Origin of the sequence: Agromyces sp. GXS1127 (assembly GCF_050565425.1) — a bacterium.
GTDB lineage: Bacteria > Actinomycetota > Actinomycetes > Actinomycetales > Microbacteriaceae > Agromyces.
On record NZ_JBOCIG010000004.1, the window covers coordinates 143158 to 159401 of the forward strand.

13 protein-coding genes are annotated in these 16244 nt (G+C 71.9%); 7 read left to right on the plus strand and 6 right to left on the minus strand.

The window, feature by feature from the left end; genetic code table 11:
• Nucleotides 1-55: 55 nt before the first annotated feature.
• Entirely contained in the window at nucleotides 56-877 is an 822-nt protein-coding gene (locus tag ACQ393_RS08645) for a methyltransferase domain-containing protein (RefSeq protein ID WP_430646423.1), read from the plus strand.
• On the opposite strand, the gene ACQ393_RS08650 is transcribed toward ACQ393_RS08645, so the two are convergent.
• From ACQ393_RS08650 to ACQ393_RS08665, 4 genes are all read right to left on the minus strand, one after another.
• On the minus strand, nucleotides 878-1102 hold the full coding sequence (locus tag ACQ393_RS08650; protein ID WP_430646424.1) for a hypothetical protein: 225 nt from the start codon (nucleotides 1100-1102) through the stop codon (nucleotides 878-880).
• On the minus strand, nucleotides 1102-1548 hold the full coding sequence (locus tag ACQ393_RS08655; protein ID WP_430646425.1) for an N-acetyltransferase family protein: 447 nt from the start codon (nucleotides 1546-1548) through the stop codon (nucleotides 1102-1104). Before ACQ393_RS08655 ends, ACQ393_RS08650 begins: the two co-directional genes overlap by 1 nt.
• Nucleotides 1545-4139 (minus strand): valine--tRNA ligase, encoded by a 2595-nt coding sequence (valS, locus tag ACQ393_RS08660; protein ID WP_430646426.1) that lies wholly within the window; start codon nucleotides 4137-4139, stop codon nucleotides 1545-1547. Before valS ends, ACQ393_RS08655 begins: the two co-directional genes overlap by 4 nt.
• A 179-nt stretch (nucleotides 4140-4318) precedes the next feature.
• Nucleotides 4319-5584 (minus strand): MFS transporter, encoded by a 1266-nt coding sequence (locus tag ACQ393_RS08665; protein WP_430646427.1) that lies wholly within the window; start codon nucleotides 5582-5584, stop codon nucleotides 4319-4321.
• A 166-nt stretch (nucleotides 5585-5750) separates the two neighbouring features.
• Between ACQ393_RS08665 and ACQ393_RS08670 the strand changes: the two genes are divergently transcribed.
• The 5 genes from ACQ393_RS08670 (at nucleotide 5751) to ndk (ending at nucleotide 11994) form a co-directional block, all read left to right on the plus strand.
• Nucleotides 5751-6101, plus strand: a complete 351-nt coding sequence (locus ACQ393_RS08670) for a GntR family transcriptional regulator (RefSeq protein WP_430646428.1) — start codon at nucleotides 5751-5753, stop codon at nucleotides 6099-6101.
• Nucleotides 6102-6378: 277 nt separating this feature from the next.
• Entirely contained in the window at nucleotides 6379-9735 is a 3357-nt protein-coding gene (ileS, locus tag ACQ393_RS08675) for an isoleucine--tRNA ligase (protein ID WP_430646714.1), read from the plus strand.
• Nucleotides 9732-11105: a bifunctional folylpolyglutamate synthase/dihydrofolate synthase gene (locus tag ACQ393_RS08680; protein ID WP_430646429.1), complete on the plus strand. Its 1374-nt coding sequence runs from the start codon at nucleotides 9732-9734 to the stop codon at nucleotides 11103-11105. The genes ileS and ACQ393_RS08680 overlap by 4 nt, the downstream gene beginning before the upstream one ends.
• The gene (locus ACQ393_RS08685) at nucleotides 11102-11575 is read left to right on the plus strand and encodes a DUF4233 domain-containing protein (RefSeq protein WP_430646430.1); all 474 of its coding nucleotides are present in this window, start codon (nucleotides 11102-11104) and stop codon (nucleotides 11573-11575) included. The genes ACQ393_RS08680 and ACQ393_RS08685 overlap by 4 nt, the downstream gene beginning before the upstream one ends.
• Entirely contained in the window at nucleotides 11572-11994 is a 423-nt protein-coding gene (gene ndk, locus ACQ393_RS08690) for a nucleoside-diphosphate kinase (RefSeq protein ID WP_430646431.1), read from the plus strand. The genes ACQ393_RS08685 and ndk overlap by 4 nt, the downstream gene beginning before the upstream one ends.
• 96 nt (nucleotides 11995-12090) lie before the next feature.
• Here ndk and ACQ393_RS08695 read toward each other — a convergent pair whose 3' ends face one another.
• Complete coding sequence (locus ACQ393_RS08695; protein WP_430646432.1) at nucleotides 12091-12714, minus strand: vitamin K epoxide reductase family protein; 624 nt, start codon at nucleotides 12712-12714, stop codon at nucleotides 12091-12093.
• A gap of 295 nt (nucleotides 12715-13009) precedes the next feature.
• Between ACQ393_RS08695 and ACQ393_RS08700 the strand changes: the two genes are divergently transcribed.
• The gene (locus ACQ393_RS08700) at nucleotides 13010-15772 is read left to right on the plus strand and encodes an Rne/Rng family ribonuclease (protein ID WP_430646433.1); all 2763 of its coding nucleotides are present in this window, start codon (nucleotides 13010-13012) and stop codon (nucleotides 15770-15772) included.
• Here ACQ393_RS08700 and ACQ393_RS08705 read toward each other — a convergent pair.
• A complete protein-coding gene (locus ACQ393_RS08705) occupies nucleotides 15758-16039 on the minus strand; it encodes a DUF4031 domain-containing protein (protein ID WP_430646434.1) in 282 nt (93 codons plus the stop codon). The two genes, ACQ393_RS08700 and ACQ393_RS08705, sit on opposite strands and share 15 nt — an antisense overlap.
• Nucleotides 16040-16244: the final 205 nt, after the last annotated feature.

The window sequence follows — 16244 nt, forward strand, 5'->3', positions numbered from 1 at the left end:
CTCCCTCGTCGTTTCCACCGGCGCGCCGGGCCGCGCCGAGGCATAGGCTCGGACCATGCAGCAGACCGCGGCGTCGACCCGAGACGCCTACATGCACGGCCACCACGAGAGCGTCCTGCGGGTGCATGAATGGCGCACCGTCGACAACTCCGCGGCGTACCTCGCCCCGCACCTCCGCGAGGGGATGCGCGTCCTCGACATCGGCAGCGGTCCGGGAACCATCACGCTCGACCTGGGCCGCCGCGTGCGTCCGGGGGTGGTCGTCGGCGTGGATTCGTCCCCCGACGTCGTCGCGCGAGCGCAGGGCCTCGCGGAGAGCGAGGGCGTCGCGAACGCGGAGTTCCGGCAGGGCGACGCGTACCGCCTCGACTTCCCGGACGGGGTGTTCGACGTCGTGCACGCCCACCAGGTGCTCCAGCACCTGGCCCGCCCGATCGAGGCGCTGCGCGAGTTCCGTCGTGTGCTGCGGCCCGGTGGTCTCCTGGCCGCGCGCGACGTCGACTACGGCGGCGTCATCTGGAGTCCGGAGTCATCCGAGCTGGCCCGCTGGCGCGAGCTGAACGAGCGCATCTGCGCCTGGAACGGGGGCGACGGCACCGCGGGCCGCCACCTCACCGGATGGGCGCGCGCCGCCGGCTTCGACGACGTCGAGGCGAGCGGGTCGGTCTGGGTGTTCGCCTCCGACCGCGATCGCGAGTGGTGGGGCGGGAACTGGGCCGAGCGTGCGCTCGAATCGACCTTCGCCGCGCACGCGATCGAGTCCGGCCACGCGACGCGCGCCGAGCTCGAGGAGATCTCGGCGGCGTGGCGGCGGTGGGCAGGCGACCCCGACGGGTGGTTCCTCATGCCGCACGGCGAGATCATCGCCCGGGCGTGATCACCACTCGTCGTCGTCGACCGGGCTTCCGCTCGGCGCCTCGAGCGTCACGACCGTGCCGTCGTCGAGCTCGGCGATGGGCCGGCCTTCGAGCCAGGTGAGGGTCCAGTGGCGGCCGGCGCCGTCCGGCGTCCCCGACTCGGCGGCGGCGATCCTCGGGCGCAGCTCCATCGGCACCGACCTCGGCGGCTCGTCGCCGAACGCCCAGCGCGTCCCGAGCTGCATCAGGGCGCCATCTCGAACACGACCGCGGGGGAGCGGCGGGCGACCTCGTCGGAGCGTCGCAGCGACTCGGAGTCCGCCGCGTCGTTCGTCCAGGTGATCCGCGTCGCGTGGAGCTCGGCCGCGAGGGCGCGGACGCGATCGAGCAGCCGTCCGGCGACGCCGTTGCGGCGGTCCGCCTCGACGACGAACAGGTCGTCGACCACGATCCCCACGGTCGCGTCGAGCGTGCGCGGTTCGGGGTGCGCGTGGACGAGCCCGACCATCGTGCCCTCGCCGTCGACCGCGACGGCGGCTCGCAGCGGGTTCCTCGGATCCTGGATCCAGCTCCACACGATGAGGGCCTTGGTGTCGTCGAGCCGCCGTCCGCGGGTCGACGAGTAGGCGTCGAACAGGGGCAGCCAGGCGAAGAAGTCGTTCTCCGCGACGTCCCGGATCGTCACGCTCATGCGCTGGCCTCCTCCTTCGGGAGCTCGAGCACGATGTCGCGCACCTCGAGCTCGTCGGCCCCGGCGAAGCCGAGGTCGGCGATGCGTCCGACGGCGCGCAGGTCGCCCTCGGCCGAGGCGAGGAGGGCGGTCGCGGCCGCGGGAGCGGCGATCACCGCGCTCGCGACCGGCGTCTTCTGCGAGGCCTTCGCGTCGGTCTTCGCGCGGCGGATGCCGGTGAGCGCGAGGCTCGCGAGCTCGAGGAGCTCGACCCCCGCCTCGCCGCGTGCGGCGAGCTCGTCGACCGACGGCCAGGCGGCCAGGTGGACCGACCCCTCGTTCGACCAGTTCCACGCCTCCTCCGTCGCGTACGGGATGACCGGTGCGAACAGCCGCAGCAGCACGCTGAGCGCCGTCTTCAGCGCGGCGACGGCCGAGGCCTGCTCGGGGCTCGCCGCGCCGTAGGCGCGCTCCTTCACGAGCTCGAGGTAGTCGTCGCAGAACGTCCAGAAGAACGTCTCCGTCACCTCGAGGGCGCGCGCGTGGTCGTACGCCTCGAGCGCCCGGGTGGCCTGCTCGACGACCGTCGCGAGCCCGGCGAGCATGCTCCGGTCGAGGGGCACCGTCACCGCGGCATCCGCTGCGCCCTCGAAGGTGAGGATGAACTTCGCGGCGTTCAGCACCTTGATGGCGAGGCGGCGACCGATCTTCACCTGCGTCGGGTTCTGGGGGTCGAATGCCGCGTCGGTGCCGAGTCGCGAGGATGCCGCCCAGTAGCGCACCGCGTCGGAGCCGTGCTGCTCGAGCAGGCCGGCCGGGGTCACCACGTTGCCCTTGGACTTCGACATCTTCTTGCGGTCGGGGTCGACGATGAAGCCGGAGACCGCCGCGTTGGACCAGGGGGTGACGCCGTGCTCGAGCTCGGCGCGGAGCGCCGTCGAGAACAGCCAGGTGCGGATGATGTCCTGGCCCTGGGGGCGGAGCGAGTACGGGAAGACGAGGTCGAACAGCTCCGGGTCGCGCTCCCAGCCGCCGGCGAGCTGCGGCGTGAGCGACGAGGTCGCCCAGGTGTCCATGATGTCGTGCTCGCCGATGAAGCCGCCGGCCTGTCCGCGCTGCGACTCCTCGTAGCCCGGCGCCGTGGTCGAGGACGGGTCGACGGGCAGCATCTCGCGCGTGGCGACGATGGGGTCCTCGAACACCGGGTTGCCCTCGCCGTCGATCGGGTACCACACGGGGATCGGCACGCCGAAGAAGCGCTGGCGCGAGATGAGCCAGTCGCCGGCGAGGCCGCCGACCCAGTTCTCGTAGCGCACGCGCATGAAGTCGGGGTGCCAGTCGATCTCGCGGCCGCGCTGGATGAGCCGGTCGCGCAGCGACTCGTCGCGCGCGCCGTTCACGATGTACCACTGGCGGGTCGAGACGATCTCGAGCGGGCGGTCGCCCTTCTCGTAGAACTTCACCGGGTGGGTGATCGCCTTCGGGTCCGCGAGCAGGTCGCCCGACTCGCGCAGCAGCTCGACGACGGCCTGCTTGGCGGAGAACGTCGTCTTGCCGGCGAGCTTCGCGTAGGCCTCGCGGCCGGCCTCCGAGGTGATCGCCTCGGGCGCCTCGGCGATGATGCGGCCGTCGAAGCCGATGATCGCGCGGTTCGGCAGGTCGAGCTCGCGCCACCAGACGACGTCGGTCACGTCGCCGAAGGTGCAGATCATGGCGATGCCGGTGCCCTTGTCCTTCTGCGCGAGGTGGTGCGCCACGACGGGCACCTCGACGCCGAACACGGGCGTGGTGACCGTGGTACCGAAGAGCGGCCGGTAGCGCTCGTCGTCGGGGTGCGCGACGAGCGCGACGCACGCGGGGATCAGCTCGGGCCGGCTCGTCTCGATCTCGATGTGTCCGCCGTCGGGCTTGGCGAACGCGACGCGGTGGTAGTGGCCGGGCTGCTCGCGGTCCTCGAGCTCGGCCTGCGCGACGGCGGTGCGGAACGTCACGTCCCACAGCGTGGGAGCGAGCGCCTGGTAGGCCTCGCCGCGCTCGACGTTGCGGATGAACGCGAGCTGCGACGTGAAGAGCGCCTCGTCGGCGATGGTGCGGTACGTCTGCGTCCAGTCGACGGAGAGCCCGAGCGTGCGCCAGAGCGCCTCGAACTGCTGCTCGTCCTCCGCGGTGAGCCGCTCGCAGAGCTCGATGAAGTTCCGGCGGCTGATCGGCACCTGGTCGGCCGGCTTGATCGTCTTGCCCTCGGTGCCCTGGAATGGCGGGGTGAAGTCGGCGTCGTAGGGCAGCGACGGGTCGCAGCGGACGCCGTAGTAGTTCTGCACGCGGCGCTCGGTCGGGAGGCCGTTGTCGTCCCAGCCCATCGGGTAGAAGACGCACTTCCCGCGCATGCGCTGGAAGCGCGCCATCACGTCGGTGTGCGTGTAGGAGAAGACGTGGCCGATGTGCAGCGAACCGGAGGCGGTCGGCGGGGGCGTGTCGATCGAGTACATCGCCTCGCGGGTCGCCCCGGTGCGGTCGAACCGGTAGGTGCCCTCGGTCTCCCAGGCACCGCCCCACTTGGATTCGAGGCCCTCGAGTGCCGGCTTGTCGGGGATGCGCGCGGTGTCGGTCATGATGCTCCGGTTCGGTATGTGCGGCACCGAGTCCAGTGGGGTGCCTGAATGTGAGACAGTCCAGCCTACCGGAGTCGGGGGATTGCGCCGTGGCCGGAGGCGATCCGGATGCCCGCCCCCCACGATCGACGAGGGCGGATGCCGCGGGCGCGCGCCGCGGCATCCGCCCTCGATGCGCCTCAGGCGTTCGCCGGCTCGACCTCGCGGCCGTCCTCGGAGATCGGCGCGTGTCGCACCCGCCCGGCCGCCCACGCGGAGACGAGCGTGATCGCCGAGAGCAGGGCGAGGACCACGCCCGGGTGCCACCACACGTACGCCGTCGACTCGCCCAGCAGGGTGGTGACGAGGGGGATGAATCCGCTGACCGCCGCCGCGACCGCGTATGCCACCGACAGGGCCGAGTAGCGGTAGTGGTCGGCGAACAGGTCGTTCATGAGCCCGCCGAGCGCCGCCCACGACATGGTCGGCAGGATGCCGCCGACGATCATGGTGCCGACGAGCACGGGGAAGCTCGCGAACTGCAGCAGGTAGTACATCGGGAACGTGATGAGCAGCGTCCCGAGTGCGCCGTAGGCGACGACCCTCGCCGAGCCGATGCGCGTCGCCCACCAGCCGAAGAGCGGGATGGTCACGAGCTGCAGGAGCCCGCCGATCGTGGTCGCCACGAGGAGGTCCTGGAAGCTGAAGCCGAGCGTGCCGACCCCGTAGTTGATCGTGTAGGTGTTCATCAGCGAGTACGAGCCGATGCCGAGCAGGGCCGCGCCGAAGGCGATGATCAGGGCGGCGGGCTGGGCGCGGAACATGGTCGCGAACGGCACCCGGTCGCGGCGCTGCTCCTGGACGACGGCGTTGAATACGGGCGTCTCGTCGATCGTCAGCCGCAGGTAGAGCGAGACCGCGAGCAGCGGGATGGCGAGCAGGAACGGGATGCGCCAGCCCCACGCCGCGAGCTCCTCGGCCGGCAGCGCCAGCGTCATCACGATGAAGACGACCGCGGAGAGGATGGAGCCGACGGGCGAGCCGAGCTGCGGCACCGCCGCGTAGAAGGCCCGCTTGACCGGGCTGGAGTGCTCGGTCGCGAGGAGGATCGACCCGCCCCACTCGCCGCCGAGCGACAGGCCCTGCGCGATGCGCAGCAGGACGAGGAGTACGGCGCCGAGCCATCCGGCCTGCGCGTACGTCGGGAGCAGGCCGATGAGGCCGGTCGCGACGCCCATGATGCCGATCGTCCAGAGCAGGGTCGCCCGCCGTCCGAGCCGGTCGCCCATGTGGCCGAAGATCGCGGCGCCGATCGGGCGCACGACGAAGGCCACGCCGATCGTCGCGAACGCGGCGAGCGTGCCGCCGAAGTCCCCGAGCGGGTCGAAGAACAGCGGCCCGATGAAGTAGGCGCTGAAGTACGCGAAGACGTAGAAGTCGAACGACTCGAGGGACGTGCCGATCATTGACGCCCAGGCGACGCGCCGGACGGGCGACGAGGCGGGGGGAAGGGAAGCGGGGGATGGGGCTTCGGTGGTCACGGTCAGCCATCCTGACAGTGAGCGGATGGCGCGACAAGCAACTTGCGACAGTTCAGCTAGCGCAATTGACTGAACTGCTATCCTCGGGGCCGTGCGCATCCGCATCGACCCCGCCGCCGACGGACCGCTCTTCGAGCGCCTCGCCGACGCCGTCCGCGCCGCGATCGTCGACGGCAGGATCGGCTTCGGCGAGCGTCTGCCGCCCGCGCGCGGCCTCGCCGAGCAGCTCGGGGTCAACGTCAACACCGCGCTCCGTGCCTACCGGGTGCTCCGGGACGAGGGGTTCATCGAACTGCACCCCGGCCGCGGCGCGACGGTCGCGAAGCGGCTCGGCCACCACACGGCGCTCGCGGGCGCCATCCACGACCTGGTCGACGAGGCGCGGCTGAACGGCGTCGACCGGGCCGCGCTGCTCGCGCTCGTCCGCGAGGCCTGGCGCTAGCGCCGGCGGCCGTGACGCCGGCAGTGACCACGGCCGCCCGCCCGGCGCGCGCCGCAGCGGCCCGCGCGGTACCATTGACCGCAACGACATCGATCCGGCCATCACCGGGGAGTCTTCGGAAGAACGCGGAACGGGCGCCCAGGCATCCGTCCCGTCACTAGAACCGAACGGGTCCAGCCCGTCACAGCTGACGAACGAGAGGTTCCGGCATCGCCGGGGCAAGCGGGGTGGTACCGCGGTGGGGCTCGACGAGCCGGCCGTCCTCGTGAACCGGCAGATCAAGCAGGAGCGAGCGTTGTACCCCAAGGGCCAGGACCCCGAGCCGCAGTCCGTCACGCCGTCGCCGTCCTTCCCGGCGATCGAGCAGGAGATGCTCGCGCACTGGAAGGCCGACGGCACCTTCCAGGCCTCCATCGACCAGCGCGAAGGTGCAGAGGAGTGGGTGTTCTACGACGGCCCGCCCTTCGCCAACGGACTGCCGCATTACGGGCACCTCCTCACCGGCTACGCCAAGGACGTCTTCCCGCGCTTCCAGACCATGCGCGGCAAGCAGGTGCACCGCCGCTTCGGCTGGGACACGCACGGCCTGCCCGCCGAGCTCGAGGCCGAGCGCCAGCTCGGCATCACCGACAAGGTGCAGATCGAGCAGATGGGCATCGCGGCGTTCAACCGGGCCGCCCGCGACGCCGTGCTCCGGTACACCGAGGAGTGGCAGGACTACGTCACGCGCCAGGCGCGCTGGGTCGACTTCGAGAACGACTACAAGACGCTCGACGTGACCTTCATGGAGTCCGTGCTCTGGGCGTTCAAGACGCTGCACGAGAAGGGCCTCGCCTACGAGGGCCACCGCGTGCTGCCCTACTGCTGGCGCGACCAGACGCCGCTGTCGAACCACGAGCTGCGCATGGACGACGACGTCTACAAGATGCGACAGGACCAGACCGTCACGGTCACGTTCCCGCTCACGGGCCCGAAGGCCGAGTCGCTCGGCCTCACCGCCGTGCGGGCGCTCGCCTGGACTACCACGCCCTGGACGCTCCCGACGAACTTCGCGCTCGCCGTGGGGCCCGAGATCACGTACGCGGTCGTCCCCGCCGGTCCGAACGGCACCCCCGATGCCACGGTGCTCCGGGAGCAGGCGGCCGACGAGGCATCCGACACCGAGGTGCTGGGCGCCGAGTACCTGCTCGCGCTCGACCTCGTCGGCAACTACGCCAAGGAACTGGGGTACGACTCGGCCGACGAGGCACGGGCCGCGGTCTCCCGCACCGTGCGCGGCGCCGAGCTCGAGGACGTCACCTACGACCGCCTCTTCGACTACTACGCCGACGTGGAGACGTACGGCCTCGAGCGCGCGTGGCGCGTGCTCGTCGCCGACTACGTCACGACCGAGGACGGCACGGGCATCGTCCACCAGGCCCCCGCGTACGGCGAGGAGGACCAGAAGATCGGCGAGGCCCACGGCATCCCGGTCGTGATCTCGCTCGACGACTCCGGCCGGTTCCTCCCAGAGGTGACGGATGTCGCGGGAATGCTGTGGTCCGACGCGAACAAGCCGCTCACGCAGCTGCTGAAGGCGGAGGGGCGCCTGCTCCGCCAGGCGAGCTACGAGCACTCGTACCCGCACTGCTGGCGCTGCCGGAACCCGCTCATCTACAAGGCGGTCTCGAGCTGGTTCGTGCGCGTGCCCGAGTTCCGCGACCGCATGGGCGAGCTCAACGAGGAGATCACCTGGGTCCCCGAGAACGTCAAGTACGGCCAGTTCGGCAAGTGGGTCGGCAACGCCCGCGACTGGTCGATCAGCCGCAACCGGTACTTCGGCTCGCCGATCCCGGTGTGGAAGAGCGACGACGCCGCCTACCCGCGCGTGGACGTGTACGGCTCGCTCGAGGAGCTCGAGCGCGACTTCGGCCGCGTGCCGCGGAACCCCGAGGGCGAGCCCGACCTGCACCGCCCGTACATCGACGAGCTCACCCGGCCGAACCCCGACGACCCGACCGGCGCGTCGACCATGCGTCGCATCGACGACGTCTTCGACGTCTGGTTCGACTCGGGCTCGATGCCGTTCGCGCAGGTGCACTACCCGTTCGAGAACCAGGACTGGTTCGACACGCACAACCCGGCCGACTTCATCGTCGAGTACATCGGGCAGACGCGCGGCTGGTTCTACGTCATGCACGTGCTGGCGACCGCGCTCTTCGACCGTCCGGCGTTCAAGAACGTCGTGAGCCACGGCATCGTGCTCGGCAGCGACGGGCAGAAGATGTCGAAGTCGCTGCGCAACTACCCGGATGTCTCGGAGGTCTTCGAGCGCGACGGCTCCGACGCGATGCGCTGGTTCCTCATGTCGAGCCCGGTGCTGCGCGGCGGCAACCTCATCGTGACCGAGGAGGGCATCCGCGAGGGCGTCCGGCAGCTCATGCTGCCGCTCTGGAGCACCTGGTACTTCTTCTCGCTCTATGCCAACACGGCGCGCGAGGGCGGCTACGAGGCATCCCGCTCGAGCTCGTCGACGGACGTGCTCGACCGGTACCTGCTCGCGAAGCTCCGCGACCTCGTCGAGGCCGTGACCGCCGACTACGAGGACTTCGACACGACGCTCGCGTCGCAGAAGCTCCGCGACTTCGCCGACGTGCTCACCAACTGGTACGTGCGCCGCTCGCGCGACCGGTTCTGGCAGGGGGTGGGCGACGAGGGCGCCGGCGCGTCGTCGACCGGCACCGAGGCGTTCGACACCCTGTACACCGTGCTCGAGACGCTCACGCGACTCGCGGCGCCCATGCTGCCGCTCGTCAGCGAGAAGGTGTGGCGCGGGCTCACGGGAGGACGCAGCGTGCACCTGGCCGACTGGCCCGACGCCGACGAGTTCCCGGCCGACCCCGAGCTCGTCGCGGCGATGGACGCCGTCCGCGAGGTCACGGGCGCCGTGCTCGCCCTGCGCAAGCAGGCCGGCCGCCGCGTGCGGCTGCCGCTCGCGTCGCTCATGGTCGTGACGACGGATGCCGCGAGCCTCGCGCCGTTCGAGGCGATCCTGCGCGACGAGCTCAACGTCAAGCGCGTCGACCTCGTCGAACTCGACGACTCGAGCGCCGCCGCCTACGGCGTCACCAAGCGCCTCACGGTGAACGCCCGCGCCGCGGGTCCGCGCCTCGGCAAGCAGGTGCAGCAGGCGATCCAGGCCGCGCGCGGCGGCGACTGGTCGGTCGACGGCGACACGGTCGTGGCGGGCGGCATCGCGCTGGAGCCGGGCGAGTACGACCTCGTGCTCGAGGCGAGCGGCGGTGCCGACGGCGGGAACGCGCTCGGCCTCCTCGCCGACGGCGGATTCGCGATCCTCGACGTGCGGACGACGCCCGAGCTCGAGGCCGAGGGCCTCGCGCGCGACATCGTCCGCGCCGTGCAGGAGTCGCGCAAGGCCGCCGGGCTCGAGGTCGGCGACCGGATCCGCCTCGACCTCACGCTCGACGCGCCCGGCGCCGCTGCCGCCGAGGCGCACCGCGACCTCATCGGCCGCGAGACGCTCGCGCCCGAGGTGCTCGTCACGGTCGGCGAGGTCGACGGCGAGGCCGCGCACAAGCTCGGCGACGGGTCGAAACTGCTCGTGTCCGTCGCGAAGCTGGAGGTCGCCCGATGACCGACCCCATCCCCGAGTCGACGCCCGAGGAGCGCGACGCGGCCGACGCCGTGTACGCCGACCTCATCGCACGCGTCGGCGAGTCGGCGCCGCAGCCGCGGCTCGACGCGACCCGCCGGGCCGTGGAGCTCCTCGGCGACCCGCACCGTGCGGCACCCGTCATCCACCTGACCGGCACCAACGGCAAGACGTCGACGAGCCGCATGATCGAGTCCATCCTGCGCGCGCAGGGGCTCCGGACGGGCCTGCTCACCAGCCCGCACCTGGTGCGGTTCACCGAGCGCATCCGCATCGACGGCGAGCCCATCGCCGACGAGGCCGTCGCCCGGATCTGGGAGGAGATCACGCCCGTCGTCGCGATCGTCGACGACGAGCTGCGGGCCGCCGGCGAGGAGGCGCTCACGTACTTCGAGGCGCTGACGGTGCTCGCGTTCGCCGCGTTCGCCGACGCTCCCGTCGACGTCGTGGTGCTCGAGGTCGGCATGGGCGGCGAGTGGGACTCCACGAACGTCGCCGACGGCCAGGTCGCGGTCATCACGCCCATCGCGATCGACCACGAGCAGCGTCTCGGACGCACGGTCGCCGAGATCGCGCGCACCAAGGCGGGCATCATCAAGCCGGGCGCCGAGGTCGTCACGGCCTTCCAGGAGCCCGACGCGCTGCGGGTGCTCAACGAGGTCGCGGAGCGCAACGACGCGAGCCTCGCGGTCGAGGGCGGCGCGTTCGCGATCCTCGACTCGCGCGTCGCCGTCGGCGGCCAGCTCGTCTCGGTCCGCGGACTCGCGGGGGAGTACCGCGACCTCGCCCTGCCGCTGCACGGGCGTCACCAGGCCGAGAACGCCGCGGTCGCGATCGCGGCCGTCGAGGCGTTCCTCGGCCGCGCGGTCCGCCTCGCCGACGACGTCCTCGAAGCCGGCCTCGGCGCGGCGACCTCGCCCGGTCGTCTCCAACTCGTCTCGACCGACCCGGCGATCCTCGTGGACGCGGCGCACAACCCGCACGGCGCGGCCGCGCTCGTCGCCGCGCTCGGCGAGGCGTTCGACTTCGACGAGCTCGTCATCGTGCTCGGCATCCTGGGCGACAAGGACGCGGCTGGCATCGTCCGCGCGCTCGAGCCCGCCGGGGCGCACTTCATCGTCACGACCTCCGAGTCCGACCGCGCGGTGCCGGCTGAGCGGCTCGCCGTCGTCGTCGCGGACGTCGTCGGACCCGAGCGGGTCGACGTCGTCGAACGCCTCGACGACGCACTCGACGAGGCCCGCGACTGGGCCGGCCGGGGCGAGAAGCGCGGCGTGGTCGTGACCGGCTCGATCACGCTGGTCGGCGACGTGCTGGCGATCGCCGACGACCGCGGCTGGAGCGACCGGTGAACGCCGCGGCATCCGCCCCGGACAACGACCGCCCGGACGTCGGCGAGGCGGCCCCCGAGACCGGGCGCCCGGTGCGACGGGCCCGGTCGGTCCGGGAGAGCCTCGCGTCGATCGTGCTCACCTTCGAGATCGTGGTCGTCTTCCTCGCCGCGCTCGTGATCTGGGGCCTCTCCCGCGAGGACGGCGGCGCGTTCGGCCTGCCCACCTGGGCCCCCCTCGTCGCGGGCGGCGTCGTGATCCTCGGCCTCGTCATCACCATCCCGCTGCTCCGCTACGAGTGGGCGTACGTGCTGGGCTGGACCCTGCAGGTGCTGCTCATCCTCTCGGGGCTCCTCAACCCGGCGATGTTCGTCGTCGGCGCGCTGTTCGGCGGCATGTGGGCGTACTGCATGATCGTCGGCGCACGCATCGATCGTGACCGCGCGGCGGCCGCCGCCGCGGACGCCGACCCTGGAAAGGAAACCGCATGACCACCGCCATCGAAGAGACCCTCGTCCTCGTGAAGCCCGACGGCGTCGCGCGCAACCTCACCGGCGAGATCCTGCGCCGGATCGAGGCGAAGGGCTACTCGCTCGTCGACATCCGGATGGTGCAGGCCGACCGCGAGCTGCTCGCGCAGCACTACGCCGAGCACGAGGGCAAGCCGTTCTACGAGCCGCTCATCGAGTTCATGGAGTCGGGTCCGGTCGTCGCGATGCGCGTCGCCGGCAACCGCGTGATCGAGGGCTTCCGCGTCCTCGCCGGCGCCACCGACCCGACCACGGCCCTGCCCGGCACGATCCGCGGCGACTTCGGCCGCGACTGGGGCCTCAAGGTGCAGCAGAACCTCGTGCACGGCTCCGACTCGGTCGAGTCGGCCGAGCGCGAGCTCTCGCTCTGGTTCGCCTGACGAACGCGCGGCGCGGGGCCGCGGCATCCGATCATCGGATGCCGCGGCCCCGCGGTCGTCCCGGGGGTCTCCGGTCGCGGCGAGCCGTCGCGGCCGTCAGAAGAGGTTCTGCAGGTCGATGATGACGCGCGGGATGGCGTTCATCTGCGCCTGCGCGAGGATGATGACGACGGCGTAGCACGCGACCGTGATCACCACGATCCAGGCCATGGCGGATGCCCCGAAACGACGGCGGCCCGGTGCGTCGCCGAACACGCCCTCCCGCAGGTTCCGCAGCGTGACGACGAGGAACGTCGGGATCGTCACGGCCCAGGTGAGCATGCACCAGGGGCACAGCACGTCGAGCACGTAGATGCTCTGGTAGATCAGCCAGCCGACGAACACGACCGCGCCCGTGACGCCGACGTTCAGCCCGATCCAGAACCACCGCGCGAAGCGCGCGCCCGCGAGGAGGGCCATCGCGATCGTGATGACGACCGGCCAGGCCATGAGCCCGACGAACGGGTTCGGGAAGCCGAAGAGGCTGCCCTGCCACGAGGCGAGGTTCGTCGAGCATCCCACCAGCACGCCCACGTTGCAGTTCGGGACGTGGCTCGGATCGGCGAGCGTCAGCACCTTCTCGAGCGACAGCTCGAAGGCGGCCAGGAGCCCGAGCGCCCCCGCCACGAGGAGGAAGACGGCGAGGCCGATCGGCCGGGACGCGCGGGGGGAGTCGGGCATGCCCCGATTCTGGCACGCCTTCCGGGACGGCTTCCGGCACGGCGATTCACCGGCCGGCCGGGGGAGCGTGCGATAATCGTTGCAGTCGCCCGGGCCGCGCCCGGTGCGACGCCAACGAGGGCTTCGAGGATGCACCGCATCCCATCCGCGGAGGAACCGCGAGATTTGGCGTCACCGGCACCCGCCGGGCGCAGCAGTGAAGGATTGGCGGAACGGCAGGAAACGCGCCGGACCGCTCTGAGGAGTACGGGAACGATGGCGCGGCCGTCGGACCCGGTGTAGGAGTGCACCAGAGATGGTGGAAGACAACGCAACACCGCCGAACGCACCTTCGGGCGAGGAACCCCGTCGTCGGGGCGGACTCTTCGGCGGCCGCCGGTCCGGCCGACGGGCGCAGGTCGTGCCGCCTGCGGCGGCCGACGCGGTCGTCCCCGGGGCGCCCGCGGAGCCCGCTGCCGACAAGGTCGCGACGGCGACCGTCGAACCGGATGCCGCACCGGCGCCGAACCTCGACGGCGTTCCCTCGAACGGGTCGCCGAGCGCGGCCGGGGTCGACGCCGTGACGGAGGAGTCCGCGACCGCCGCCGACACGGCCGCTGAGCCCGAGGCCGCGACCCCGGGTGGCGGGACGACCGACGCCGGGACGGCAGACGCCGGCGCCGAGGCATCCGTCGACGACGCGCCGGGCGAGTCCGACTCGCCGATCCCCGCGGTGCTCACGACCACGTCGCTGATCTTCCACGCGCCGCCCGTCCTGACCCCGCAGGCGGGCCCGGAGCGCGACGAGCGGACCGCAGGGCGCGAGGCCGCCGATCGCGAGGGATCGAGCGTGCGCCGTCGTTCCCGCCGCCGAAGCGGCGAGGAAGGCCGCGCGAACGACGACGACCCCGCGAACACGGTGGTCAAGGTCCGCAAGCCCCGCGAGCCCGAGCTCATCACCGAGCCGCAGAAGGTCAAGGGCTCGACGCGCCTCGAAGCGAAGAAGCAGCGGCGTCGCGACGGTCGCGACGCCGGTCGCCGCCGTGCGGTGATCACCGAGGCGGAGTTCCTCGCCCGTCGCGAGTCGGTCGATCGGCAGATGGTGGTCCGGCAGAAGGGCGGCCGCATCCAGATCGGCGTCCTCGAGGACGACGTCCTCGTCGAGCACTACGTCGCCCGCAACCAGGACGCCTCGCTCATCGGCAACGTCTACCTCGGGCGCGTGCAGAACGTGCTGCCCTCGATGGAGGCCGCCTTCGTCGACATCGGGCGAGGCCGCAACGCCGTGCTCTACTCCGGCGAGGTCGACTGGGACGCCGCCGCCGAGAACGGCGAGAAGAACCAGCCGCGCCGCATCGAGCTGGCGCTCAAGCCCGGCGATCGCGTGCTCGTACAGGTCACGAAGGACCCGGTCGGCCACAAGGGCGCCCGCCTCACCAGCCAGATCTCGCTGCCCGGCCGCTACCTCGTCTACGTGCCGAACGGCTCGATGAACGGCATCAGCCGCAAGCTTCCCGACACCGAGCGCGCGCGCCTCAAGAAGATCCTGAAGGAGGTGCTCCCCGAGAACCAGGGCGTCATCGTCCGCACGGCCGCGGAGGGCGCCACCGAGGAGCAGCTCACGCGCGACGTGAACCGCCTCATCGCCCAGTGGGCCGACATCTCGCAGACCATCGAGAAGGTCCAGGCGCCGGCGCTCCTGCACTCCGAGCCCGATCTGCTGATCAAGATCGTCCGCGACGTCTTCAACGAGGACTTCCAGAAGATGATCATCTCCGGCGACGAGGCCCGCCGGACGATCGAGAAGTACCTCGGCCAGGTCGCACCCGACCTGCTCGAGCGCGTCGAGGCGTACGAGGGCGAGCGCGACGCGTTCGACGCGTTCCGCATCACCGAGCAGATCGAGAAGGCGCTCGAGCGGAAGGTGTGGCTGCCCTCCGGCGGTTCGCTGATCATCGACCGCACCGAGGCGATGACCGTCGTCGACGTCAACACGGGCAAGTTCGTCGGCTCCGGCGGCAACCTGGAAGAGACGGTGACCAAGAACAACCTCGAGGCGGCCGAGGAGATCGTCCGCCAGTTGCGCCTGCGCGACATCGGCGGCATCATCGTCGTCGACTTCATCGACATGGTGCTCGAGTCCAACCGCGACCTCGTGCTGCGCCGCCTCGTCGAGTGCCTGTCGCGCGACCGCACCAAGCACCAGGTCGCCGAGGTCACCTCGCTCGGCCTCGTGCAGATGACCCGGAAGAAGCTCGGCCTGGGGCTCCTCGAGACCTTCAGCGAGCCCTGCGAGGTCTGCGCTGGCCGCGGGATCATCGTGCACCACGAGCCCGTGGCGAAGCACCGCGCGCCGCAGCAGCAGGTCGAGCGTCGCCGCAACCGCGGCGGCGGCACCGGCGGCAACGGCGGCGGCCAGCAGCAGCCCGCGGTCGACAAGGCCCACCAGGGTACGCACGCGATCACGGAGGACGTGAAGAACGCCCTCGCGCAGATCGCCGCGTCGACCGTCGCGCACCAGGAGCAGCGTCCTGCGGCTGCCGCGGAGGCCCCGTCCGGCGATGCCCTCGAGCCGGCGTCCGCCGGTCCCGAGGCCACGGATGCCGCGGTCGCGGGCGCGGAGGCGGCTCCCCGGAGCGAGCGCCGGCGCGGCCGGCGACGCGCGTCGCGCGGGACCGGCTCGCAGCAGCAGCAGCAGCCCGCGGACCAGGGCCAGGCGCAGGACCGCCCGGCCGAGGACCGCCGTGCCGACGATCGGGCGTCCGAGCCCACGACGAGCGCCGACGGCCCTGCCGCCCAAGCCCCCGCCGACGACGCGCACGCCGACGGCGGCACGCGCCCGGCCCCGCTCATCGACCTCCCCGAGGCGCCCGTGCGTCGCGACCGGCCGGCCCGGGTCGCGGAGGCCGAGACGCTGCTCGACTCCGTGCTCGACGCGCTGCCCGCGCCGAAGGCCGCGGGGGAGGGTCGCTCGCGATCGCGCAGCCGGCGCGTCTCGACGGCCGCACTGAGCCCGGCGGGTGCTCCGCCGGTCATCACGCGCCCCGACGGCTCTGCCGCGGATTCAGCGTCCGAGTGACGCGCGCCGCTCGCGCGGCGTGACCCGGAGGCCGCTCGCCGCCAGCCGGCGCACGAGGTCGCGGGCGGGGACGGGCTCCGCCCCGGCCGCGACCAGGTCGTCGTAGCGCTCGGCGGGAACGTCGTAGTGGTCGAGGTCGAATCCGCGACGCGGGATGCCGTTGCGATCGGCGAAGGCGATGAGCTCGTCGATCGACGTGTCGCTCACCAGGTGCGACCAGACGGTGCCGTGCTTCGGCCAGAGGGGCGGGTCGATGAGCACGGACATGCGGCGAGTGTACGCCGGGCCCGCGGCATCCGTTCGGAACCCCTCGGCGGGAGGCCGGGCGGGCACGTCGACACGCGGGTGGCGCCCGTTTGACCGCCCTCCGGCCATCCGGTAAACTCGACCGTTGGTGCCACCGCTTATCCCGGATGGCACGCACAGTTTTCTGGCAGTGACGACCCTCTTTCCCGCTGGGGTCTCCCGCGCA

Bases quoted from the DNA above. Each gene is read 5' to 3' on its own strand.
- ACQ393_RS08645 (WP_430646423.1), top strand. From the start codon at position 56: ATGCAGCAGACCGCGGCGTCGACCCGAGACGCCTACATGCACGGCCAC.
- ACQ393_RS08650 (WP_430646424.1), bottom strand. From the start codon at position 1,102: ATGCAGCTCGGGACGCGCTGGGCGTTCGGCGACGAGCCGCCGAGGTCG.
- ACQ393_RS08655 (WP_430646425.1), bottom strand. From the start codon at position 1,548: ATGAGCGTGACGATCCGGGACGTCGCGGAGAACGACTTCTTCGCCTGG.
- valS (WP_430646426.1), bottom strand. From the start codon at position 4,139: ATGACCGACACCGCGCGCATCCCCGACAAGCCGGCACTCGAGGGCCTC.
- ACQ393_RS08665 (WP_430646427.1), bottom strand. From the start codon at position 5,584: ATGATCGGCACGTCCCTCGAGTCGTTCGACTTCTACGTCTTCGCGTAC.
- ACQ393_RS08680 (WP_430646429.1), top strand. From the start codon at position 9,732: ATGACCGACCCCATCCCCGAGTCGACGCCCGAGGAGCGCGACGCGGCC.
- ndk (WP_430646431.1), top strand. From the start codon at position 11,572: ATGACCACCGCCATCGAAGAGACCCTCGTCCTCGTGAAGCCCGACGGC.
- ACQ393_RS08695 (WP_430646432.1), bottom strand. From the start codon at position 12,714: ATGCCCGACTCCCCCCGCGCGTCCCGGCCGATCGGCCTCGCCGTCTTC.
- ACQ393_RS08700 (WP_430646433.1), top strand. From the start codon at position 13,010: ATGGTGGAAGACAACGCAACACCGCCGAACGCACCTTCGGGCGAGGAA.
- ACQ393_RS08705 (WP_430646434.1), bottom strand. From the start codon at position 16,039: ATGTCCGTGCTCATCGACCCGCCCCTCTGGCCGAAGCACGGCACCGTC.